The sequence below is a fragment of the Clostridium ljungdahlii genome (assembly GCF_001636845.1).
Lineage (GTDB): Bacteria > Bacillota > Clostridia > Clostridiales > Clostridiaceae > Clostridium_B > Clostridium_B ljungdahlii_A.
Genome location: NZ_LITT01000023.1, coordinates 63,858 through 88,811, shown reverse-complemented (window position 1 = coordinate 88,811; position 24,954 = coordinate 63,858). Strand labels below are relative to the sequence as shown.

General features: G+C 30.1%; 26 protein-coding genes and 1 pseudogene. 2 read left to right on the top strand and 25 right to left on the bottom strand.

Annotation, left to right across the window (positions count from 1 at the left end; translation table 11 throughout):
* Positions 1 to 4: 4 nt before the first annotated feature.
* The 17 genes from WY13_RS10160 to WY13_RS10080 form a co-directional block, all read right to left on the bottom strand.
* On the bottom strand, positions 5 to 550 hold the full coding sequence (locus tag WY13_RS10160; protein ID WP_063555563.1) for a F0F1 ATP synthase subunit delta: 546 nt from the start codon (positions 548 to 550) through the stop codon (positions 5 to 7).
* 2 nt (positions 551 to 552) lie between these two features.
* Complete coding sequence (locus WY13_RS10155; protein ID WP_063555562.1) at positions 553 to 1,032, bottom strand: F0F1 ATP synthase subunit B; 480 nt, start codon at positions 1,030 to 1,032, stop codon at positions 553 to 555.
* A gap of 51 nt (positions 1,033 to 1,083) precedes the next feature.
* Entirely contained in the window at positions 1,084 to 1,329 is a 246-nt protein-coding gene (gene atpE / locus WY13_RS10150; RefSeq protein WP_063555561.1) for an ATP synthase F0 subunit C, read from the bottom strand.
* 70 nt (positions 1,330 to 1,399) lie between these two features.
* Entirely contained in the window at positions 1,400 to 2,080 is a 681-nt protein-coding gene (locus tag WY13_RS10145; RefSeq protein WP_063555560.1) for a F0F1 ATP synthase subunit A, read from the bottom strand.
* 33 nt (positions 2,081 to 2,113) lie between these two features.
* Positions 2,114 to 2,467, bottom strand: coding sequence for a hypothetical protein (locus WY13_RS10140; protein WP_063555559.1), 354 nt, complete (start codon positions 2,465 to 2,467; stop codon positions 2,114 to 2,116).
* A gap of 668 nt (positions 2,468 to 3,135) precedes the next feature.
* A complete protein-coding gene (wecB, locus tag WY13_RS10135) occupies positions 3,136 to 4,290 on the bottom strand; it encodes a non-hydrolyzing UDP-N-acetylglucosamine 2-epimerase (protein WP_063555558.1) in 1,155 nt (384 codons plus the stop codon).
* Between the two features lie 17 nt (positions 4,291 to 4,307).
* Positions 4,308 to 5,336, bottom strand: a complete 1,029-nt coding sequence (locus tag WY13_RS10130; protein ID WP_063555557.1) for an MraY family glycosyltransferase — start codon at positions 5,334 to 5,336, stop codon at positions 4,308 to 4,310.
* A gap of 49 nt (positions 5,337 to 5,385) precedes the next feature.
* A complete protein-coding gene (locus WY13_RS10125) occupies positions 5,386 to 5,796 on the bottom strand; it encodes a deoxycytidylate deaminase (RefSeq protein WP_063555556.1) in 411 nt (136 codons plus the stop codon).
* Positions 5,797 to 5,938: 142 nt separating this feature from the next.
* Entirely contained in the window at positions 5,939 to 6,568 is a 630-nt protein-coding gene (gene upp, locus WY13_RS10120) for a uracil phosphoribosyltransferase (RefSeq protein WP_063555555.1), read from the bottom strand.
* Positions 6,569 to 6,690: 122 nt separating this feature from the next.
* Positions 6,691 to 7,140 (bottom strand): ribose 5-phosphate isomerase B, encoded by a 450-nt coding sequence (rpiB, locus tag WY13_RS10115; RefSeq protein ID WP_063555554.1) that lies wholly within the window; start codon positions 7,138 to 7,140, stop codon positions 6,691 to 6,693.
* 101 nt (positions 7,141 to 7,241) lie between these two features.
* Entirely contained in the window at positions 7,242 to 7,700 is a 459-nt protein-coding gene (locus tag WY13_RS10110; protein WP_063555553.1) for a low molecular weight protein arginine phosphatase, read from the bottom strand.
* Between the two features lie 52 nt (positions 7,701 to 7,752).
* Positions 7,753 to 8,805, bottom strand: coding sequence for an L-threonylcarbamoyladenylate synthase (locus tag WY13_RS10105; RefSeq protein WP_063555552.1), 1,053 nt, complete (start codon positions 8,803 to 8,805; stop codon positions 7,753 to 7,755).
* A 115-nt stretch (positions 8,806 to 8,920) separates the two neighbouring features.
* The gene (locus WY13_RS10100) at positions 8,921 to 9,643 is read right to left on the bottom strand and encodes a ZIP family metal transporter (RefSeq protein ID WP_063555551.1); all 723 of its coding nucleotides are present in this window, start codon (positions 9,641 to 9,643) and stop codon (positions 8,921 to 8,923) included.
* Between the two features lie 68 nt (positions 9,644 to 9,711).
* Entirely contained in the window at positions 9,712 to 10,338 is a 627-nt protein-coding gene (locus tag WY13_RS10095) for a hypothetical protein (protein ID WP_063555550.1), read from the bottom strand.
* 64 nt (positions 10,339 to 10,402) lie between these two features.
* Positions 10,403 to 11,476, bottom strand: a complete 1,074-nt coding sequence (prfA, locus tag WY13_RS10090) for a peptide chain release factor 1 (RefSeq protein WP_063555549.1) — start codon at positions 11,474 to 11,476, stop codon at positions 10,403 to 10,405.
* Between the two features lie 60 nt (positions 11,477 to 11,536).
* Entirely contained in the window at positions 11,537 to 12,400 is an 864-nt protein-coding gene (gene prmC, locus WY13_RS10085) for a peptide chain release factor N(5)-glutamine methyltransferase (protein ID WP_063555548.1), read from the bottom strand.
* Positions 12,390 to 13,442 carry a DUF1385 domain-containing protein gene (locus WY13_RS10080; RefSeq protein WP_063555547.1) on the bottom strand — a complete coding sequence of 351 codons (1,053 nt, stop codon included), beginning with the start codon at positions 13,440 to 13,442 and terminating at the stop codon, positions 12,390 to 12,392. The genes prmC and WY13_RS10080 overlap by 11 nt, the downstream gene beginning before the upstream one ends.
* 172 nt (positions 13,443 to 13,614) lie before the next feature.
* On the opposite strand from WY13_RS10080, the gene rpmE reads away from it, so the two are divergent.
* Positions 13,615 to 13,827, top strand: a complete 213-nt coding sequence (rpmE, locus tag WY13_RS10075) for a 50S ribosomal protein L31 (RefSeq protein WP_013236913.1) — start codon at positions 13,615 to 13,617, stop codon at positions 13,825 to 13,827.
* Positions 13,828 to 13,891: 64 nt separating this feature from the next.
* Here rpmE and rho read toward each other — a convergent pair whose 3' ends face one another.
* The 6 genes and pseudogenes from rho to ypeB form a co-directional block, all read right to left on the bottom strand.
* Complete coding sequence (gene rho, locus WY13_RS10070; RefSeq protein WP_431602460.1) at positions 13,892 to 15,322, bottom strand: transcription termination factor Rho; 1,431 nt, start codon at positions 15,320 to 15,322, stop codon at positions 13,892 to 13,894.
* A 205-nt stretch (positions 15,323 to 15,527) separates the two neighbouring features.
* Positions 15,528 to 15,872, bottom strand: coding sequence for a hypothetical protein (locus tag WY13_RS10065; protein ID WP_063555545.1), 345 nt, complete (start codon positions 15,870 to 15,872; stop codon positions 15,528 to 15,530).
* Positions 15,873 to 16,085: 213 nt separating this feature from the next.
* Complete coding sequence (locus tag WY13_RS10060) at positions 16,086 to 17,690, bottom strand: CTP synthase (RefSeq protein ID WP_063555544.1); 1,605 nt, start codon at positions 17,688 to 17,690, stop codon at positions 16,086 to 16,088.
* A gap of 260 nt (positions 17,691 to 17,950) precedes the next feature.
* The gene (locus WY13_RS10055; protein WP_063555543.1) at positions 17,951 to 18,256 is read right to left on the bottom strand and encodes a hypothetical protein; all 306 of its coding nucleotides are present in this window, start codon (positions 18,254 to 18,256) and stop codon (positions 17,951 to 17,953) included.
* 82 nt (positions 18,257 to 18,338) lie between these two features.
* A pseudogene (locus WY13_RS10050) lies at positions 18,339 to 18,754 on the bottom strand (DUF1934 domain-containing protein).
* A gap of 226 nt (positions 18,755 to 18,980) precedes the next feature.
* Positions 18,981 to 20,351 (bottom strand): germination protein YpeB, encoded by a 1,371-nt coding sequence (ypeB, locus tag WY13_RS10045; RefSeq protein ID WP_063555542.1) that lies wholly within the window; start codon positions 20,349 to 20,351, stop codon positions 18,981 to 18,983.
* A gap of 191 nt (positions 20,352 to 20,542) precedes the next feature.
* Between ypeB and WY13_RS10040 the strand changes: the two genes are divergently transcribed.
* On the top strand, positions 20,543 to 21,781 hold the full coding sequence (locus WY13_RS10040; protein WP_063555541.1) for an MGDG synthase family glycosyltransferase: 1,239 nt from the start codon (positions 20,543 to 20,545) through the stop codon (positions 21,779 to 21,781).
* Between the two features lie 116 nt (positions 21,782 to 21,897).
* Here the strand turns inward: WY13_RS10040 and spoIIR are convergent, their stop codons facing one another.
* Both spoIIR and WY13_RS10030 read right to left on the bottom strand, forming a co-directional pair.
* Positions 21,898 to 22,542 (bottom strand): stage II sporulation protein R, encoded by a 645-nt coding sequence (gene spoIIR / locus WY13_RS10035; RefSeq protein WP_063555540.1) that lies wholly within the window; start codon positions 22,540 to 22,542, stop codon positions 21,898 to 21,900.
* An 84-nt stretch (positions 22,543 to 22,626) separates the two neighbouring features.
* A complete protein-coding gene (locus tag WY13_RS10030; protein WP_063555539.1) occupies positions 22,627 to 24,885 on the bottom strand; it encodes a Ger(x)C family spore germination protein in 2,259 nt (752 codons plus the stop codon).
* Positions 24,886 to 24,954: the final 69 nt, after the last annotated feature.

The window sequence follows — 24,954 nt, the reverse complement described above, 5'->3', positions numbered from 1 at the left end:
AGGCTCACCTCTGTTCTCCCTTAAGCATTATTTTTTTCATTTCAGAAAGTTTTGATCTTATACTACCATCAATAACTTCACCGTCTACTTCAATACATACTCCACCTATTATACTTGGATCTATTTCTTCTTGTAATAAAATCTTTTTATCATACTTTTTTTCTAGTTTATGAACAAGATCTTCTTTTTCTTTATCTTCCAAAGATATAACTGTTTTAACCTTAGCTATAGCAGTTTTATTTTTTTCAAGATAAATCTTCTCCATTTGTTTAAGTTTACCTTCAAGTTCAAGAATCCTGCCTTTTTCTATAAGGACTAATAAAAAAGATAATACGTCTTCATCTATCTTCCCTTTAAAAACATCAATAAAAATCTTCTTTTTACTTGAATTACTGACTTGTGGGTGTTTTATTATTTCTATAAAGTCGTCATCTTTATTTATTAGAGCTACTACTTTCCTTAATTCATCTAAATACTGCTCTACTTTACCTTTTTCTTCTGCAATTTTATAAAGTGCGAGAGCGTATCTCCTATCTAAATACTCATACATAGTTAGATACCTACCTTAGCTATAAAATCCTTAATAAGTCTCCTATGTTGTTCTTCATCTATAGATCCTTCTAAAGCCCTTGAAGATACTAAAACAGCCAAATCTATAACCTGACCTTTTATTTCATCTGCTGCTTTTTCTTTTTCTCTTTCAGCTTCGACTTTTGCTCTCTTAACTATAGTCTGAGCTTCTTCATGAGCCTCTTTTAGTATATCTGAGGAAACTTTTCCAGCTTTTACTTTATAATCTTCTACTATATTTTTTCCCTCTTGTTTTGCTAAACTTAATTTATTTTTATTTTCTATTCTTAATTCTTCTGCTTTTTTCATATCTTCTTCTGTTTTATTTATCTTAGTTACTATTTCATTTTGCCTTTTATCAATAGTATCATTTACTGGTTTAAATAGAAAATGTCTAAGAATAAAATATAGTATTAGAAAGTTTATAATAGTAGCAATAATTTGAGAAACATGTATCTCCATCCTATTATAAAAGCCTCCCTTCAGGCATAGATTTTAATAATATGCTATGCACTATTTAGTAAATATTAGTAATAATGCAACTAATAATGCGTATATTGATGTTGCTTCTGAGAATGCAGCACCAACGACCATTGTGCTTATGATTTTACCACTTGCTTCTGGCTGTCTTGAAACACCTTCAACTGCTTTACCTGCAGCATTACCTGTTCCAATACCTCCTCCTAAACAACCTATAGCAGCTAAACCTGCACCTATTGCTGCCATACCTGATATAAATGAATGTGCATCTAAATTCATAATAAAAAACCTCCTTAAATAAGTATTAAAATAATTATATTTTATTTTACATCTTATTGATAATTAAATATTAATGTTCTGCTGTAATTTTAATGTTAATCATCGTTAACATCATAAATATAACCATTTGAATTGTACCATCAAATACATCAAAATATGCATGGAGTGGTACTGGAATACCAAGTTGTGCTACCCAAGCTATATTACCTAATGCATTATAAACCATATCCATTATAACAACAGCTGCAGTCATATTACCAAATAACCTCAATGTTAGAGATACAGGTAACATAAATCTTTCAATAAGATTTAAAGGCAACATTGCCGCATAAGGTTGAAAATAAGCTGAGAAATAATGACCTAAACCTATCTTTATAATACCATTTGCTTGCACAAGAACAAAGGTTATTAATGCTAGACCCGCAACTACACTAAGGTCAAGCGTTGGTGGTTTTAAACCTACTAAACCTGCTAAGTTCATAAGTAAAAGGAACATTGCAAGTGTACCTATGTATGGAACATAAGCAGCATATCCCTCTCCCATATTTTCTTTTACAAGCTTATTAAAAGTTTCTACCAGTATTTCTACAACATTTTGCTTTTTGTTAGGAATCTTCTTCAAGTCTCTTGTGAATACAATAGCCAGTATAGTTAGTATTACAATTATTACCCACTGAATAAGCAAACTTGAGGTAACCCCAAATTTATATCCAAACAAATTTAGGTAAAATAAAGGCACAAATTTCTCCAAATAATCACTTCCCTCCCATAATTTATTTGTCTGTTATATTATTCCATATAACGTTAAAGATATAAACTGTAAACTATATCCTAACATATAAGCAACCATATTAAATTTATTAATCTTAAAAAGTACTAATGCTATAACACACACTATTACTACTCTAGCTATGAAACTTATAAAAGCTATAATTTTATATTTTATAGTTTTATTTAAAAGTGCATATTCTGTTATTATTCCGTTTGCTATAAAATTTATAAAAGCTATACCCAGTCCAAGCAATACTACTAATGAATAGTTTCTAAACAACCATTGAGTTACAATAACTAAAGTTATTCCTATTACTACATCAAAAATCAAAACTTTCTTGAACATACATCGAAGATCATTTTGCACTTTCATTTCCTCCATTACTTTATTGGAAACCTATTATATTTTTTGTGCTTAAATACCCAATATCCTATTCCTGCTGCCATTACAACTCGTATAATAAAACTTATTATATACAAAGATGCTGATGAATTTCTAAGTCTTTCTGATATGAGGACACCTACAATACTATTTATAAAAAATTAAATATTGCTATGGAAACACCTAATAATATAAATAATCCATAACTTTTACTTTCTTTACCATGTCCAAAATATGTCTATTCATCAAGTTCCCCCGATATAACTAAGATTATATACCTTAAAAAGATAAAAAGATACAACCTAAAAGTCTTAATTTCTCCATTTTTACTCAACTTTAGCCAGTCTATATTACACTTTTTTATGATTTCTCATTAAATCTATGTATTTCCTTAATAAGGATTCTGATAATTTACAATTTAGAATTTATTTAACTAATTAATTGTACCAAATATTTTTTAAATATACAATACACTCAATATAATATTATAGTACAAATAATGAAAATAGGAAAAAATACACTACTTTTTAACAATATATTGACATTTTAACATCATATATTAATATATTGTCTGTACAATTATGATAAATATGTATACTCATTTCCTTTAAAAAGGATAAATATTCTGGATGAAAATTCAAAATTATAACTTTCTAATTTGATTTAAATTCACTATATGTACCTTTTGCTAAATTAAAGTATTGTAAAATAGCTTCTGTTATTCTATAAGCTGCCTTACCATCTCCATAAGGATTTATAGCTTTACTCATTACATCATATTCCTTAGGATTTCTTATAAGCTCATTAGCTAACTTTATTATCTTTCCTTCATCTGTTCCCACAAGTCTTACTGTACCTGCCTCTACAGCCTCTGGTCTTTCAGTCACATTTCTAAGCACCAATACAGGCTTTCCAAGATGGGGTGCTTCCTCCTGAAGTCCACCCGAATCAGTCATAACCATAAAACATTTATTCATTAAATTGTGTGTTTCCTTAGTATCTAGTGGAGGCAGTAAATGAACCCTAGAAACATTTCCAAGTACTTTATATACCATATCCTTTACTACAGGATTCAAGTGTACCAGATAAACAATTTCTGTATCTTTATTTTCATCTATAATCCTTTTTAATGCACTACAAATATTCTTGATACCCTCTCCCCAATTTTCTCGCCTATGAGCGGTTACCATTATAACTTTTTTATTATCATAATCTATGGTATTTAATTCCTCATTACTAAATTTATAATTCTTCTCTACTGTAAACCTCATAGCATCAATTACTGTATTTCCAGTTACAAATATTTGATTTTCAGACACACCTTCTTTTAATAAATTAGACTTTGATCCAGCAGTTGGTGCAAAATGAAGGTCAGCTATAGCACCTGTAAGCTTTCTATTCATTTCTTCTGGAAATGGGAAATATTTATCATATGTCCTAAGCCCTGCTTCCACATGTCCAACCCTTATTTTTTTATAGAAAGCAGCTAGTGCTCCTGCAAAAGTAGTAGTCGTATCTCCATGAACAAGTACTAAATCTGGTTTTTCATCTTCAAATATTTCCTCAAGTCCCTGAAGTACTCTATTAGTTATACCTGTCAATGTCTGTTTAGTTTTCATTATATTTAAATCAAAATTGGGAACAATATTAAAAAGCTGTAAAACCTGATCAAGCATCTCCCTATGTTGAGCAGTAACACATATTTTATTATCTATTTCTTTTCTCTTCTCAAGTTCCTTAACTAAAGGAGCCATTTTTATTGCTTCTGGTCTTGTGCCAAATATAGTAACACATTTAATTTTGTTCATATTAAAAACCTCCTTTTTTACTCTCTATGTTTAAAAAATCCAGCCTTCCAAGCCATAAGAACCAAAATAACCATAACTATTATTAGAAGGAAGTATGATCTTTGTGCATTTATCTCCATGGCTATTATAGAAATACTCCCCAATACTGCACTTATACTATACATTATCATAACAACCTGTTTTTGTGTAAGCCCCATATCAAGAAGTCTATGATGCAAATGTCCTCTATCTGCTTGCATAATAGGTCTTCCATTTATTTTTCTTCTTATCATTGCAAATAAAGTATCATATATTGGTATCCCAAGTGCTAAAATAGGTACGGCTACAGAAAAAGCTGCAGCAGATTTTATTGCACCCTCCATAGATATAGCTGCAAGTAAAAAGCCAAGCAACTGTGCCCCAGTATCTCCCATAAATATAGAGGCTGGATTAAAATTGTAAGGTAAAAATCCAAGTATAGCTCCAGATAATATACTAGTAAGAACCGCTGCCTCATATCTATTATTCAACAATGCTATAATAAACATAGTTATAGAAGATATAAATGCAATACCTGCTGCCAACCCATCTAGACCATCAATTAAATTGAGTGCATTAGTAATTCCAATTACCCATATTATAGTTAAAGGAATGGATATTACTCCTATATTTATAAACTGGTATACACCATCAAATGGATTCGTAATTATTTCTATTTTTATTCCATAAATTATCAAAACCCCTGCTGCTGCTAATTGAAATAATAGTTTGCACCAAGGCTTTATATCAAATTTATCATCTAAAAGTCCTCCTATTACTATAATAGTAGCTCCCAGTATAAGTCCCGTTTCAGATTCTGTAAGCTTACCCGTTTTCAAAAATAGAGTAATTATAAACGAAAAGTATATAGCCAATCCACCTATAAGTGGTATAGGCTTATTATGTATTCTTCTATTATCCTTAGGCACATCCATAATATCTAGTTTAATGGCGAGCTTTTTAATGAAGGGGGTAAGTATAACTGAAAATATTATTGAAACTATTGCAAATAAATACAAATTATTCATAATAACCTTCCTTAATCACATCTTATGTTTTCTACACATTCTGTTATTCTCATCTCTTTATGCATATTAATTCAATTCCCGATGCTTTTTCAAACCAATTAATTTCTGGAGTATACTCCTCACAATATACAACTCTTTTAATTCCACAGGTAATTATTAATTTTTGACATTCAGGACAAGGCATATGAGTAACATATAGCGTTGAGCTTTCTCTATCATCAGGAGCTACCTCTAGTAGACAGTTTACTTCTGCATGAATTGTTCTTACACAATGATTATTCTTCATGTAACACCCTACATCCTCACAATGCTCTAAGCCTCTGGGACTTCCATTATATCCAGTTCCCTTTATCCTTCTGTTTTTAACAAGGACTGCCCCTACATGCAGCCTAGGACATGTGCTTCTTTCCGCAACTTTAAATGCGATGTCTATAAAATAATTATCCCAATCTTTTCTCATAATAAATATCTCCTTGATATATAATTATTACAACCTATATTATAAACTATTAATCAAAGTTTTAAAACAATCCACAAAGGTTTAATTCTAAAGTAAAGAGTTCACTTAATTATAAGTGAACTCACTCCTACACTTAGTGGTATTATTTTGTTCCGTATAACCTGTCTCCAGCATCTCCAAGTCCTGGTACTATATATCCATTTTCATTTAATTTTTCATCAATTGATGCTATGTATACATCTACATCTGGATGAGTTTCTGTTACTGTTTTTATTCCCTCCGGTGCAGCTATTAAACACATAAGTCTTATATTCTTAGCACCTTTTTTCTTCAATATAGTTATGGCATCGGATGCAGATCCTCCTGTAGCAAGCATTGGATCTGTAACAATTACTTCTCTTTCTCCTATATCCTGTGGTAACTTGCAAAAATATTCTACTGGCTTTAATGTAACTTCATCTCTATATAACCCTATATGTCCTACTTTTGCTGCAGGAATAAGTTTTATCATTCCTCCTACCATTCCAAGACCTGCTCTTAGTATAGGTATTATAGCAACTTTTTTACCTGAAAGCATTTTACAAGTTGTTTTACATATAGGTGTCTCTATTTCTACATCCTCTGTTTGAAGATTTCTTGTAACTTCATATGCCATAAGCATGGCTACCTCTTCTACAAGTTCTCTAAAATCCTTAGATCCCGTATGCTTATCCCTTATTAACGCTAATTTATGCAGTATAAGTGGATGTGTTATTTGTGTTACTTTACTCATATATATTCCTCCTATTTTTCATTTCATAAGGTATTTGAAAGAAAATAACAAGTCAAAGATGCTAGCATACTGACTAGTTATTTCTTTGAAAACGCCTAATATCAACTTTAACTATATAATATTTATTTACTATATTTTTTCTCTATTTCTGTAATTTTATCTATCCTTCTTTGGTGCCTGTCTCCTTGAAATTTAGCAGATAGAAAAGTATCAACTATATCAATAGCAAGTCCTACTCCCACAACTCTCTGTCCCATAGTTAGTATATTAGCATTATTATGTTCTCTACACGCATGGGCACTAAAAGTATCACTGCAAAGTGCTGCCCTTACACCAGGTATCTTGTTTGCAGCTATACTTATACCAATACCAGTTCCACATATAAGTATCCCAACGTCATAATTCTTGCTCACAACCTCTTCCCCAACTTTTAGTGCATAATCAGGATAATCACAGGAGGATTCTGAAAAAGTTCCAAAATCTTTGAATTCTATATTTTTATCCTGTAAGTGCTCCATCACTTCTTTTTTTAAAGGAAATCCAGCATGGTCACTGCCTAAAGCAATTTTCATAAAAAATACCTCCAAAGTTATAATATTTTATTTAAATCATATATTATTAAGTTAAATCAATTTTTCAAAGGCAATTCCGCAAAAAAAGAAGATACTAACATCTAATTAATGTCTCTATCTTCCTTTAATTTGTTAATTAATAATAAAATACCATTTTTTAATTGTTTATAAGTATATCTGTATTCTTCTATATCTTTTCCAAAAGGATCCGTTATATCCTGCTCTAAAGAAACAAATTCATTTAAAGTATATACCTTATTCTTAAATTCAGGAAAATCCTTCTTTATGATATCTCTTATATAACCTGTCATAGTTAAAACAAGCATTGATTTTCTTACCACATCTTCATTTATCTGAACGGCTTTCCTGCTGCTTATATCCAAGTTAATATTTTGTTTGACTACCTCTGCAGAATTTTTAGAAGTTACGCTGTCCTCTACTACTGCAACTCCTGCTGAAATAGCTTTTATATGTTCTATATCACATAAATAATTAAATATTGCCTCTGCCATACAACTTCTACAGGTATTACCTGTACAAACAAATAATATATTTTTCATAGATTAAAAAGCCTCCTAAAAATCCTGCGTTTAAACTTTCACATTTTAAAAATTACACCATTATAATATCAAATCCAGCAGATTTATTTAATCTATTCATCACAGCTGTCCCTATTCCATTCTCATCAAAAGCTTCAGCTATTATAATATCTACATTTTTGTCGTCAAAGCTTCTTAATGTCTCAAATAAATTTTTAGATACACTAATCATATTATTTCTACTTCCCAGTGATATTACTAATCCATTTTTATAAAAATCTTTTGTTTCATCTGTAGCAAGTATACCTACTACTTTATTTTCACCTATATAATTTTGCACCATTTCGTTGATTTTTTCAATAGTTTTTTTTAAATCTCCCTTAACTATTTTGAGGGGTGCCTTTGGAGCATAGTGCCTATACTTCATTCCTGGAGCTTTAGGTCTTAAATTTTTATCTGGCTTTTTCATTACTGCAGGATCAATATATATACTATCATCTATCTCTTTTAATGCCTCTAGAGTTATTCCTCCAGGTCTAAGTACACAAGCAGGAGTTACTGTACAGTCTATTATTGTTGATTCTACTCCAACTTCACACATATCCCCGCCTAATATAAAATCAATTTTTCCATTTAAATCTTCTATACATCTTTCTACATCCGTAGGACTAGGCCTTCCAGATATATTTGCGGAAGGTGCCGCAATTGGAACTTTTGATGTTCTTATTAGCTCTCTAGCTATTATATTAGATGGCATTCTAATTCCTATACTTGGAAGAGATGCACTGGTGATATCTGGTATAATTTGTGATTTAGGAAGAATTATAGTCATGGGACCTGGCCAAAATTTCTTCATAAGTTTCTTAGCTATTTCAGGGACATCAACTACCAGCTCTTTTATGTCTTCTATATCAGATATATGTACAATCAAAGGATTATCCTGTGGTCTTCCCTTAGCTTCAAATATTTTCTTTACTGCAGCAGGATTGAGGGCATTTGCTCCAAGACCATATACAGTTTCAGTAGGGAAAGCCACAAGTCCACCATCTTTTATGACTTTCCCTGCTTCTTCAACAATACCCCTATCTAAGTTTTCTTTATCTACGATTTTCACTTTTGTGTTCATATAACATTCCACCTTTACATTAAGGCATTTCCAAAAAAATATCCGTCGTATTTTTGACTTGTTATTTTCTTTCAAATACCTAAAAACAATAATTCATATTTTAAATTATATGAATCTAAAATGCCTGTACTATTACAAGTCCTAAAACAATTCCACATAAAGTTCCAAGTGTACTTGTAATACCATCCCATAGTTTTGAGGATTCTGGTATCATCTCTCCGCATACCACATACAGCATTATTCCAGATGCAACAGATAAACATGCTCCCAATACATTTTTAGAAATATTAGCTATGTAAACACCTGCAAAAGTACCTATGGCAGTCGGAAAAGCTGTAATGAAAGCATATAAAAGTATCCTTGAAACTTTTACCTTAGATGCCATAAGTGGTGCTGACACAGCAATTCCCTCTGGTATATCATGAATTGCAATTATGATGCTCATCTTTATTCCAAGAGTTCCTCCTGCTGCAAACCCGCATCCCATTATTATGCCTTCTGGAAAATTGTGAATCATAAGCCCCAAAGAAGCCATAAACGCAATTTTTAGATGTTTGTTAGTGCTGCCTATGTCTACCTTAGAATCAATTATGGCAATAAGACCAGCTCCTAAAACTACAAATACTATAGTAAAAATAAAACTCCATTTGTTCATAGATTCAGGAATCAAGTCAAATACTACTACAGACAGCATAATTCCACCTGCAAATCCTATTATAGCACCTAGTAACTTATTAGAGGGTTCTCTCACTATTACACCAAGGGAAGCTCCTATCATTGTTCCTACAAGTGACACTATGCTTCCTATTATAACTATACAAGTTATATTTGCATTCAAAAAAATCACCTTATATTATTATTTATATATCATGTTTATTTTAAGACTCTTCAATATATGAATACATTTTATTTTTTCTTATTATCAATGTAATTTTCTGAGTTTTCTCTATAATATTTTATTCTTTCAATGGTTTCCTCAGTAAAGTGGGCATAAACACAACTCTTATAAATAGTGTCCAGAAGAGGATATTTGTTCAATTCCCCTCTTTTTATTATAGTATAGTAAAAGGTATTTTCAGGATGCAAAATTTTCATTTTATTATACTGATGTGCTACATAAGAATGTCTTTTCAAAAATTCTTTATGTACCAATATCATCCTGTCATTTCTAAACTTGGAAGTTGATAAAATGATTATTCTAAAATTGGGGTTGTCTCTGTACTTTGAAATATAATTTTCTACATGTACCAAAACAATTTTGTCACATATTATACTTAATTTAGCCCTTCTAATCCCCATTTTTAATTTTAACTTATATCCATCATAACTAAATTTTAAAAATTCATTATTGATTCTAATAACAACAGCTAGAAAAATAAGCATTTCTAGGACTATTAAGTAAATTATATAAAATATATTAAATTTTCTGGCTAAAATAAGAGCTGTAGGCATTACACAAAAAATAAAGCACATAGACAGCATAAATATCTTGTAAGATTTTTTTTGCTTTCTAATGGCTTTATCTATGTTCATACTTCCCCGTTAGATAGCACTTAACGGTTTTTCAACTCCTCTCTCATTTTCATTACACTTACTATCAATCGTTTCCCATTTCCTTCATTTTTTCTGCCTGATCTGCAGTTATAAGTGCATCTATTACTTCATCTATATTTCCATCTAAAAATGAATCTAATTTATATAAAGTTAATCCTATTCTATGATCTGTAACCCTACCCTGTGGATAGTTATAAGTCCTTATTCTCTCACTTCTATCTCCTGTTCCAACCTGACTTTTTCTATCCTCAGCTATACTGGCACTTCTTTCTTTCTCTGCCCTTTCATAAAGTCTGGATTTCAACACTTTCATGCCTTTTTCCTTATTTTTAAGTTGGGATTTTTCGTCCTGACAGGATACTACAAGCCCCGTAGGTAAATGGGTAATTCTAACTGCTGAGTCAGTAGTATTTACACATTGTCCTCCATGGCCTGATGCTCTAAATACATCTATTCTTATATCATTTGGATTTATAACTACATCTACATCATCAACTTCCGGTAGTACCGCTACTGTAGCCGTTGAAGTGTGAATTCTTCCACTTGACTCGGTATCTGGCACTCTCTGTACTCTATGAGTCCCACTTTCATACTTTAATCTGCTATAGGCTCCCTTTCCCTTTACCATGAATACAATTTCTTTAAATCCACCTATATCTGTGGCATTTATACTCATAGTCTCTATATTCCATGCCTGGCGTTCTGCATATCTTGTATACATTCTAGTGAGATTTGAAGCAAATAAAGCCGCTTCTTCTCCTCCTGCTCCTGCTCTAATTTCCACAAATACATTTTTATCATCATTTGGGTCTCTAGGAAGAAGGAGTACTCTTAGATCATTTTCACTTTCTTCTATAACTTCTGTAAGCCTTTTTATTTCTTCTTGTTCCATTTCCTTCATTTCCCTATCTGTTTCTTCCTTAAGCATTTCTTTGTTGTCTTCCAGCTCCTGCTGAGCTTTTTTATATTCTCTGTATTTTGTAACTATTTCCTCTAACTCTGCATTTTCTTTGCATAACTTTTGCCACTCTTTTTGGTCTGCCATAACTTGCGGGTCACTTATCTTAATAGATAACTCTTCATACTTATTTTCTATAAAATTAAGTCTTTCTAACATAATTTTTATCACTCCGTATAAATATTTTCACAATATATTATTATATCATAACATTTTTATTTATAACACTCCTTTAATCACCCTATCTTTCCCTGCTAAATCTTTTATACACATTATATTTTTAAATCCGTTTTGCGCTAATATGTCTGAAACTGACTCTCTTTGGTCATAGCCTATTTCAAACATAATAATTCCATTGCTTTCTAAAACCTTCAAACTCTCTTTAGTTATTTTTCTATAAAATTCTAATCCATCTTTGCCTCCAGAAAGTGCTTCCCTAGGTTCATAGTTTTTCACATCTTCCATTAACGTAGGTATACTGCTTTCTTTTATATATGGTGGATTAGATACAATCATATGAAATTTTACCTCATTTTGAATATAATATTCCATTAAATTACTCTTAATTACCTGAACTTTTTCCTCTAAGGAAAATCTTCTTATATTTTCTGTCGTAACCTCACAAGCTGTAGAGGATATATCGCAGCATTTTACATTTATACCTTCTATAAGTTTAGCAATAGATATTCCAATAATCCCTGTTCCACAACATACATCACATATATTATGAAAATTATTATGCTTTATTTGAATCAATGCTTGCTCTACTAAAGTCTCAGTATCAGGCCTAGGGATTAACACCCCAGGTTTCACTATGAAATCAATGCCCATAAATTCACAATGCCCTAATATATATTTTACAGGCATTTTATTCTCTCTTAATTTTAAGTACTTATAGTATTCTTCAGTTTCTTTTTCTGTGACTTCATAATCACCGTTTATAAGCATAAATAATCTGTCCTTGTTTAGTACTTTTCCCAAAAGGAGTTGTGCATCCAAAGCATAGCTTTCTATTTCTCTATTTTTTAAAACTTCATACCCTTTTGCTAAAAGCTCTCTTATACTTCTTCCTCTACTTTTCATAAGAATTCTCTGCTTTCATTAAGTTTTCTTCACAATCTTCATTGTGTTCGCCTTTTACTATTTCGTTTCCATCCTTATCCAATTCCACAACTCTCTTTATCTCTCCACTTTCACTATATCTGCTTTCTTCTCTTTCTTTTTCAATTCCTTCCGCATACTTTAGAGCTATAATTGCTACTTCCAGTTGGCTATAATCCGGCTCTCTTGTGGTAAGCTTTTGCAGCATGAGTCCGGGATAGGCAAGCACATTTGAAAAATAACTATTGCTTCTACCCATCCACCTTATAATTTCATAGGTGACTCCAGAAACCAAAGGCAGTAGAATTACCCTGTATAAAATTCTTTGCAAAATATTACCCCAGCCAGTTAAAGAAAAAAGTATTATACTGACTATCATAACTAAGAACAAAAAATTTGTGCCGCACCTTGGATGAAGCCTTTTAAATTTTTTAGCCTTCTCAGGAGTAAGTTCCTCTTCATTTTCATAACAGAAAATAGTCTTGTGTTCTGCACCATGATACTGAAATACTCTACTTATATCAGACATATTACCTATTAAGAATATATAACCTAAAAATATAATTACCCTGATTATACCTTCAATCATATTGAGCTGTACACTTCCATGCACTCCAAACTTTTTAAATATATTTGCTGCAAAAGTAGGAAATATGAAAAATAGGAGTACAGCTATTCCAAGCGATATAAAAATAGTAACTCCCATAAGTACATTATCACTTTTTTCCTTAAATATATTTCTAAAACACTTGTCAAACTTAGTAGGCTCCTCTTCATCATCAAAAAAGGAAGCAGAATAATTAAGTGTACTTATCCCCATTACCATAGCTTCTATTAAAGATACAAATCCCCTTATCACCGGCAGTCCTAAAAATCTATTTCTTTTAGTATAAGATATACTGTCCTCTCTATTTACAACAATCTCGCCATCTGGTTTTCTAACAGCAGTAGCCATGCCATGACTTCCCCTCATCATAACACCTTCTATCACAGCCTGACCTCCAACTGATGTTTTTCTTGACATTGTATCACCTCGTATTAAATGGAATAAATACATTTTAACATAAGCTATACATTAAATCACATTATTCTATATTGTAAAAAATTGGACTTTATTGACTTACCCATATGCCTATGTTATAATACAGAAGTTAAAATTAGAGTTTTGTTATTTAAATTTGAAAGAGGTGACTAATATGAAAAACGGCATACATCCAGAATACTATCATGATGCGGTAGTTAAGTGTGCATGTGGAAACACTTTTACAACTGGTTCAACACAAAAAGAGTTAAAAGTGGAAATATGTTCTAAATGCCATCCATTCTACACTGGTAAACAAAAAGCTATTGATGCTGGTGGAAGAGTAGATAAATTCTTAAAGAAATTTAATTTAAAAATCGAAGAATAGACATATTTTTCTAAATTGTTATTATAAAACCTGTCTTTTAAATAAAAGACAGGTTTTTAATTTTTTACTTTTCTCCTAGTTTGTTCATATTCATCTTACTTACAATATTCATAAATTCATAATTGTTCCTAGTTTTTGAAAGTAAATTTATCAATTGTTCTGTAACATTTTGAGTATTATTCTCATCATATATAACTTTTCTTATATTAAAAGCTGCTTCTTTCTCTAACTGGCTTTTAAATAGTAAATCATCTCTTCTTGTTCCAGACTTGTATACATCTATAGCAGGGAATATTCTCCTTTCTTGAAGTTTTCTATCCAAATGTATTTCCATATTTCCAGTGCCTTTAAATTCCTCAAATATCATGTCATCCATTCTACTTCCAGTTTCAATAAGTGCAGTAGCAAGTATAGTAAGACTCCCACCTTCTTCTATATTTCTAGCCGCACCGAAAAACTTTTTAGGCATTACTAATGCTCCAGGATCTAATCCTCCTGAAAGAGTCCTCCCTGTAGGAGTTATAGTCAAATTATATGCTCTAGAAAGTCTAGTAATACTATCTAATAATATTACCACATCCTGTCCTTGTTCTACCATTCTCTTAGTACGTTCAAGTACCATATATGCAACTTTAGTATGATGTTCTGGTTCTTCATCAAAAGTTGAATAAATAACTTCTCCATTTATGGACCTTTGCATATCCGTAACTTCTTCCGGTCTTTCATCTATAAGCACAACTATTAATTGTATTCCTGGATGGTTTTTTGAAATACTTTGGGCTATCTTTTTTAGAAGAGTAGTTTTACCTGCTTTAGGTGGGGCAACTATAATTCCTCTTTGTCCTTTTCCTATGGGCGAGATTATATCCATAAGTCTTGTAGATAAATCAGCACTATTGGTTTCTAACTTTATCCTTTCATCAGGATAAACAGGGGTGAGTGTTTCAAAAGGTTTTCTTCCCACTGCTCTTTCTGGATTCTCCCCATTTACTTTTTCAACATACAATAATGCCTTAAATTTTTCCCCTTCTTTAGGAATCCTAACTTTACCGCAAACTTCATCTCCTGTTTTTAAATTAAATCTTCTTATCTGAGATGGAGACACATATATATCATCAGGTCCTGTTAAATAGTTCTTTCCTCTTAAAAATCCATAATTATTATTTTCTATTATTTCAAGTACTCCCCTTGCACTATCTGATTCACTTATCATTTCTTTAAGTTTTTCTCTTTTTTCGCTGCCATTTGTCTTTTGTTCTTCATTTCTATCTTCCTGTGCTTTATTCTCACTATGCCTTACAGTATGTTCTACTTCTTTATGCTTATTTGCAGCTTCATCTTTAGGGCTTATTTTTTCTCTAAGTATAACACCACCCTTTTTGATATGGGCAGGAGATACTTTTTTTATTTCCTCAATCAATTGGCTTTTTTTATATTTTGATATATTTTTTATTTCCAAAGTTTTTGCAATTTGTTTTAATTGCAAAACTGTCATACTATCTATATCTTTATCATCCAAAAGGTAACACCTCACAATTGTCTAATTTTATATTACAATTAAATTTAGGGAAACATTTAAAATATAATTGAAAATATCATTACTAATTAAGAAAATTCCATATAGAAATGCTTATATACATATAACATTATACCCTTTTTCTATATTTTAATCTATATTATTTTTGATAATTACAAAAAATTTATATCATAGCATATATTTTTTTATTAGCTCGAGTATACCTTAATATTTTTTCTTCTACGCTCTTACGATTTCCTACACAAAATATAGGAAACCCTAGCGACTCGCATCCTCCAATTATAATATTTTTTTTAACTACTTTATTTATATTATATTTATAATAGTGAATGTTCCCACAAAGTCCACATTTCATTTTTAAGGATAATACCCCATTACTTATAGAATTTACCTTTAAAGAGGTGAAACTTTCATTAATTTTGTTAGTATCAAATATAGAGAAATCCTTGATACAGCATTTCCCTTCTGGACTTATAACCGCAATACTTATATTCGTTTGAAATATCATAAACCTCACCCCCTTATAAAATTAGTATTTCATAATAAAGTATATTATTTTTTCTAAAATACCTTAATACTATATACATTAATATTTCTATAAATATTACTAAAATCCTTCATAAAAGTTGTTTATATTACTTTTATTTATATTATTTTTTCGACAAAAATTGGTATATGTAGTTTTCACTAACACATACCAATTTCTTAATTTAAAAATATACTAATTTTTATTATTCAAAGAAGCTTTTATGAAATCCCTAAATAATGGATGTGGTCTATTAGGTCTTGATTTAAGTTCTGGGTGAAATTGTACGCCTACAAACCATGGATGGTCTTTTATTTCTATAATTTCTACTAACCTTGAATCAGGGCTCGTTCCTGAAAGAACAAGACCTGCTTGTGATAAATTTTTTCTATAATAATTATTAAATTCATATCTATGTCTATGTCTCTCATATATAACTTCTTCTTCATAAGCTTTAAAACAATTACTATCCTTTAAAAGCTTACATGGATATATTCCAAGCCTCATAGTACCACCTTTTTCATCTATATCCTTTTGATCTGGCATTAAATCTATAACAGGGTATTTAGTGTCTGGATCTATTTCTGAGCTATGAGCTCCGTCATATCCAAGTACATTTCTGGCAAACTCTATTACAGCACACTGCATGCCAAGACATATTCCGAAAAAAGGAATCTTATTTTTTCTAGCCCAACCTGCAGCTAATATTTTACCTTCTATTCCTCTATCACCAAATCCTCCCGGAATCAACACTCCATCCATGTCTTTTAAGTGTTCTCCTACATTTTTACTAGTGACATCTTCAGAGTTTATCCACTTTATATTTACATTAGCATCGTTAGCATATCCTCCATGATTTAATGCCTCAACTACAGATATATATGCATCATGAAGTTCTACATATTTTCCAACTAAAGCTATATTTACATTCTTAGATAATTTCTTAATATTATTTACCATTTTAATCCATTCGGAATTATCTATTTCACTGCATTCTAATTTCAACTTCTTACATACCAATTCATCTAGTCCTTCTTTATGAAGCATCAATGGAACTTCATATAAGTTTTCAGCATCTAAGTTTTGAATAACAGAATCTCTCTCTACATTGCAAAATAAAGCTATCTTTTCCTTTAAGTCATTAGATATAGATGCCTCCGAACGACATACTATTATATCTGGTTGTATTCCTATACCCCTAAGTTCCTTAACTGAATGTTGAGTAGGTTTTGTTTTCAATTCTCCTGACTTTTGCAAATAAGGTACTAGAGTAACGTGTATAAAACATACATTTTCCATTCCAACCTCATATTTTATCTGTCTTATGGCTTCCAGAAAAGGCTGGGATTCTATATCTCCTACAGTACCACCTATTTCAGTTATAACTACATCAATATCTTTTTCTTTGGCAACCCTATATACTCTTGACTTTATTTCATTTGTTATGTGTGGAATTACTTGAACTGTACTTCCTAGATATTCCCCTTTTCTCTCTTTTGATATTACTGACCAATATATTTTTCCTGTAGTAACATTATTATTTTTACTTAAATTTTCATCTATAAATCTTTCATAATGTCCTAAATCCAAATCCGTCTCTGCTCCATCATCTGTAACAAAAACCTCACCATGCTGATATGGACTCATAGTACCTGGATCTACATTTATATATGGGTCAAATTTTTGAATTGAAACCTTTAATCCTCTATTCTTTAGAAGTCTTCCTAATGAAGCTGCGGTTATTCCTTTTCCTAGTGAAGATACTACTCCTCCGGTTACAAATATATATTTTGTATTCATAAAATTTCTGCTTTTAAAAGCAGTGTCACCCCCTGTTTTTTATCCTATAAAGTTTTAGTATTACAATTTTTAATTTAACTATTTAAAAATATAAATAACATTATAAAACTAATTAATTATTGACAAACTAATTAATTAGTTTTATAATAACAATTACCTTCATAAATAGTAAAATGGTGTGTTTTCGTTCAAAACATATTTACTATGATATCACACTTTCTATTTATATTCCATATTTTTTTATTCTTTTCTACAAATATTTATTTTACTTTATTTATTATATCTTCTGCTTCAAAATACATTTCTCTTATTTTTTTATCAAACAATAATTTTTCTTCTGCTCTTTTTATATTCCTTTTTACATTTTTACTGTTCACAGAGGGAAAATCTTTTTTCAATAATTCCATATCACAGCATTCATATTTTTTAATAAGCAAAAAAAATAAGTATCTACAAGATTCGTTTTTTAATATCTTAAACATGTCTTTTCTACTAAATCCCTTGTATTCACATAATATTTTAATTATTTTAGTATATACTTCTTCTTTATTTCTAAAATATTTCATTGGAATCAACCTTCTCTTTTCATTACTATATATTTAATTAATTGCCATATGTGAATACTTTAATCAAGACTACCCAAAAAATTTATTCATTAACTTTTATATTTACTTTTAGCTTGGTATTTTTTAATGCTTGTCCTGCAGTACTAATTTTATAATTTATCATTATATCCCCACCTTGTTCATCTACGTTTATATTCAAACTATTTGTTTCTATTCTCAGCTCTATAGTTCCATAAGGTGTTTTATACATGGACACATTTTTTTATCCTCATCAAAATCCATTTTAGTACTAGTACTCCCCATTCTTATAAGAGAAAACTTATCCTGTTTTATCTTCAATGTAGTAGTAGTTCCTTCCATTCCGGATAATTCAGTTTCTTTATAAACAGCATAATAGGAATCATTTTTTTTATAAAAACTTCCTGGAGTAACAACTTCTATAGGTTCTTCCTCATCAGTTTGTTTACTGGATACAGATATAATAGCCTTCTTTTTCATAATTTCGTTATTAAAACTTTATCAAAACCTATGGATTTTAGTAAAGTTATAACGTGCTTCGCCTCCCTTTTAGTCTAAAATAACTAATATATACATTATATCAGACTAATTTTAATATTAAAATCTATTCCAATCCTAAAATACTTTTTCATACTTTGGAAACCTTGCCAAATAAGTAAGGTTTCCATCAATCTAAGATAGACATTTGAAAGAAAATAACAATGCTTTACATAGCAAGTTTGCCATTAGGCGTGTCAATTATTTGAATTATTCTCTCCTCATATCCCGTACTTGTATTTACATAAACTTTAAAATAATCACCTTTATAATTCCCGGAAAATTCATAACATAGCACTTCCTTATTAGTTTCCGTAGGAATTATAGTAAGCCTCTTACTTGTTACATTAAGCCTCTTGCTAACTCTCTTCTCAGCTTCCCCATAGCTTAATTTAGGAGTTTCTATTTTTCTATTTTCTTCATGAGATATTAAATACTTTTCTGCTTCCACACCTATAATTTCTCCATTATCTAAAGCTATCTTTAGTTTAATCTGATCAGGATAAACAAGTATACCATTTTGACTATACACATAGTTTATAACTGCCACATTATTATATCTTAGGGAATACGTAATAATCATGTTTTTATAACCTAAATCATTTAAATATTTCAGTCCAATTTCAGAAGCCTTTTTGACATCCATAGAGCTGTTATTTATACTCTTATCATTTATTAAGTAGTATACCTTACCTCCATTTTTACTTATTTCACATACAACCCTACTATCTTTTTTAGCTCTTCCCTTTAATGCTGCAGTAAATCTATATACACCTATATTAGATTTTTCATTAACAGAAGATACATCCATATTTTCTATCTTATCTTTTCCAATAACCTGCCTAGCAGTTTTTTCTGCCTCACTTTGAGAAACTTCTTTTTGTAACTTTATTTTAGGGTTTATCTGAAGTGTATTATCTGAAAATGGTCCATCGTAAATTAATGTAGGATATTGAAGAACCTGTTTTTGTATCCCCTTAAATTGTTCAGATATTGATGCATCGTTACTTTGGGCAAAAACACCTGTAATCTTTTTTCTTATTTCTCCCCATTTTACTTCCCCCTGATTTATATTGTTAGATACTAATTCTAACTGATTTTCCAGTACATTGGATTGCTTTTTTAATCTTTCTATATCATTATAATCTTTTTCACTTAACTGTTTTCCTTCTGTAGATGACCTGCCTAAACTATAGCAGAAATCTCCTACCTGAGTTAAAAACTTACTAGTATCCGATATAGTAGATTGGTCCACTGGAAGTGAATGCAACTTATCACTAGCTATAGCAGAATACCTAAATATTTCGTCAAAAACTACTATCTGTTGCTCCCTTGACCCAACTATAGCCGCTTTGGTTAAATTGGTTCTTATATTTTGCACTGCATCTATTAATTCATACATACTCTTACCATACTCACCCTGCAAATAATTTCTATAATCATTTCTTTCAAGCGTCATTAATACGGCAAATGTACTAGAAAACACTACAATTAAAGTTACTATAGCAGTATATATTATCCTTCTTTTAGAAAACTTCATAAATTTCCACCTCTTTTATATTGTTCGCATTTACCTAATTGTTATGTATTATTTGTTTAATATAAAATTTAAAAGCCAATACTATATTTATTGCTTATTATTAATTTTTTCTTAAATGTTAGTTAAATGAGTTTATTATTTTCCGTACATTTTATATAATTAAGTTACATACTTAACCAGAAGGTGATTAAATGAAAGTTTTAATTCTTTCAATTTCTGCAGGAGGCGGACATGGTAACGCTGCAGAAGCTATAAAAAGTTACATAGCCTTAAAAGCTCCAAAATCAGAAGTAAAGATTATTGATACCATTAAATATATAAATCCTATAATAGACAAAGTAGTAATTGGAAGTTATTTAAAATCCCTAAAAGTATCCCCTTATTTATATGGGAAATTATACACTTACTCAGAAGATGATTACACTATTACAAACACTATAAGTTCTAAGCTTATTGAAGCTATGACTTGTAAATTGATTCCACTTATTCGTGAATTTAAACCTAATATATTAATAGCCACCCATTCATTCTCTACAGAAATGCTGTCGGTGCTAAAGTCAAAATACAATATGAACATACCGTGTATGTCCATAATCACTGATTATTACTCTCATAGTTCTTGGCTTCATCCTTATATTGACGCTTATGTGGTTTCTAATGAAGATATGATAAGCAAAATGATTTTTAAAGGGATATCCAACGACACTATTTATAACTTAGGAATACCTGTTAAACCAGATTTTAATATAAATTATGATAGGGGAGACACATTAGAATCATTAGATCTATGTGAATCCAAATTTACCATTCTAGTTATGGGTGGAAGTCTGGGACTTGGAAAAATAGTAGATATATATAAACAGCTGACCAATATAAATGAAGATATCCAGATAATCATAATAACAGGGAAAAATAAAAAACTTTATGCAGAGCTTTCAAAAATTAAAGATTCTTCTTCAAAGGAAACCCGAATTATAGGTTTTACTGACCATGTAAATAAGTATATGCAGGCTTGTGACCTTCTTTTAACAAAACCGGGAGGGCTTACTATTACTGAGGCCTTAATATGCAAAATACCCCTTGGTCTATTTTCACCAATACCAGGTCAAGAAGAAAAAAATGCTCAATTTCTACTAAGACATAATTTGGCTGTAAATTTAACTGACATAGAAAAGTGCGGTGAAAACATAGAAAAACTTCTTCACTCTAAAGACGAACTAAAAAGCATGGTAGAAAATTGCAGTAAGTTTTCTAAACCTTATGCTGGGAATGATATATTTAATTTAATAAATTGGCTTGTACAAAATAAATCAAATAAAAGCTCCTTTACAGAAGAAGATAAAATTTATGAAAAGAACAATCCTAAAACTTTTTTTAAATCTGCAGAAAAGTACTTTTTGAAAACAGCTTTAAAATTATTTGAATTATAAATTAACTTGTGTTAAATATAGATTTCTATTCATATATTACAAGTTAGGGCTAATTGAAGGTATGAAATTCTCAAATTTTGAGAACTTACCATATCCAGCCCACTTGTACACTAGATTTATATTCCCAGCTTATTTAACACTTCTATTATTTTAAATCTAACTTTTATATTATTTTTGTCACTTATGTCAAATTTATTGTTATTTACCATCTTATACTCCTCCGGTGTCAAAACCTTTTTCATTTCTTTCTCTGTCTTTTTATAGGATACTTGTCCTTTTGTAATATCTACGAAACATAATGGAGGAAACATAACACACCACCAGTTTTGACCTTGTCCTTTACCTATAATCACCCTATAAGCCTCATACCTTCCCTGAGGGAGAGTTATATTTCCATAAGTCTTTATAGGAAAATTTACTTTGGATAAAGTACTTTTAACTTCATAGTTATAACCCTGTTCACTTATTACTCTGCGGGCTACTTTCAATACATTCTTATCATTTTCCCTTAAAACTTTTCTTGATTCCTCTATATTTTTACAGTCCTTTAGTTTAGGTTGTATATATTTCAATATTTCGTCTCTTACCTTTAGTTTAAGTGCCTGATCACTTTTTGAATCACTATTTGCTATAACATGAAATCTTATGATCCTAGATGCCATATCATCCTGTATGTTGTCACTTTTTACTTCAAATAAATAGGAGCATACAGTAAATATGCTTAAAATACATATAATAAATACTAATAAAAATTTTTTCATGATCTCATCCCCGCTTTTTAATAAATATTAATTATTTTATTAGTAATTATTTACATATATTTCAATTATATTCACTGAATGTTATTATTTTACTACGCCAATTCTCCTTATCTTAGTATCTACATTTACATTTACAACTGCATCCTTATAAGAATCCTCCCATTTATCTTTTACTTGCCTCCACATAAGTGGATGATATCTTTTTATATAATCCTTAAATCCTATAGGATCAATTTTAAGATCCCTTTGAGTAACTTTTATAGAATCTTTACATTCCTGTGATATGGCCTTATTAAAGCTTTGTTCAATATAACTTAATTTATCTACTGATAAAACCTTATCGCTAGTATAATAATTTTTTATCTCACTTTCAATATTTAGTTTTATATTAAATACTAAATTTCCTTTTTCTTGGGACACTTTTATTCTTCTATTACTATCATTTATTCTTATATCTACAGGATGACCTTCCAAATATATCATTCTTTTGCCGCTTTTCAATTTACCTTGTAATAGTTCTATATTAGAAGTCTGAACTTGATTTAAATCACCATCATATTTAAAATTTTTTATAGCTGCAGTACCTGCTATCTTTATATTCTTTTTGTCCTTATCCATTTCAATTTTGGGTATTATGCTATTTCCATTTTCACTCATACTAACTAGGAAATCATTTAAAGTTACAGTTTTAACTTCATTGTCTTTAACATCTCCCTGAACTAATCCCAATATATAACCCTCTGTACTTTTTCCCATGGGCGTTTTTATTTTTATATATTTATCTGAACTGCCACTAGATATAACTATATACATATTTCTGTTTAGTGAAGGTTCTCTCTGTAAGTAATCTATGACTTCTTTTACTACATCAGGATATTCCATTAAACTTTTACCTAAGACGAGCAGTTTAGTTTGACTAAATTTCACAGTTCTACTGCTTTTAGACATTGCTGTATTTACAGCATCCTCCATTGAATATCCATCTACATCTACATATTTGTCTCCAGATACACCTCCCTTACCAGGTTCTAATTTACTCAAATCTGGTATTCCAAAAGTTACATGAATTTTTTTTAGATTTACGGACGTCAGAGGATCTGTTGACTTTACATTTTTTAATTCTTTGGTCTTACCTATATCCTCTCCTGCATCCACTCCTATTACAGATACTAATTGGGTTCTTTCTATTTCAACTTTATCCCAGCATCCAGTTAGTACAGTACAAACTAAAAATATGCATATAAACTTACTTGCATTTAAGTTTCTTCTAGGTTTGCTGAATAAAAATATAATTAATGGAAGCAATATTAAGCTGTATGCAGCTGCCACAGGCATTACTGTGTTAATTATATGATATAGCTCTGCTATATTTTCAGGATACATAGCTGTCAAATATATAAAAGGGGCTATTAAAGCTGAAGAAATCTTTATATCATCTAATCTAAATACGTCTTTCACTATATCTGAAGACAAGTAATATACATTGGAAAAATTACAAAAGTAAAACATAATCCATATAGCCATTGCTATGCCTTCCCATCTCTCTATAAAAGCTCCTCTTATATCCACAGATTTTATCATTGTTATAGTAGGCCATAATAAAGTTTTAGTTTGTTCTTCAGAAAAAATAGCTAGAGACAGTATAACTGTAACAGCATAAAATAACGTTACAAACAAGATGCTTTTCAAAGCTATTTTTCTTATACTTACTTTATTTTTTGCAAAAGGACCAACTAAATATATTATCTCTATGCCAATAAAACTATATATTGTATTTTTAAACGCTTTTAAATAATCATAAACATCACTGTTAACAAAGTTAGGAATACTGTTGTTAAAGTTCGTTTTGTTTAAAGTAAACAAAAATATTAATCCCATTGATACAAACATTATCCAAAAAGAAATTTCATTAAATTTTATCAAATCTCCCAGTTCATTTCTTATAAGATAGATCCCTGTAAATATCATTACAATTATTAGAAATTCCGAAGGAGTTTTTTCCAGTAAGTACATTTTTATAACTTCTATAAATATCCTCATACCCATAGATATAAAAAATATACTATATGCAACAAATATAAGTGCCAAAATACCTCCAAATATCTTTCCAAAGCTATTTTGTAATATTATAGATAACTTGTTATATCCATTTAATTTTATAACTTTATAGGCAATGTAAATTAAGAAATAAACTAATATTCCTTCTACTATGGTTCCAATCCATCCATTTGAGCCTAAATAATTTACTACTTCTCCGGGATATGAAAATGCTCCTACACCTATCATAGTTATTACTATAGTACTGAACATTCCAAATTCAGTTATAAAATTTTTTTGTGTCATGTAATAACCATCTCCTTACCAATTCACCGTTCATAGTTCATAATTTACAGTATATATAAATTTCAATCT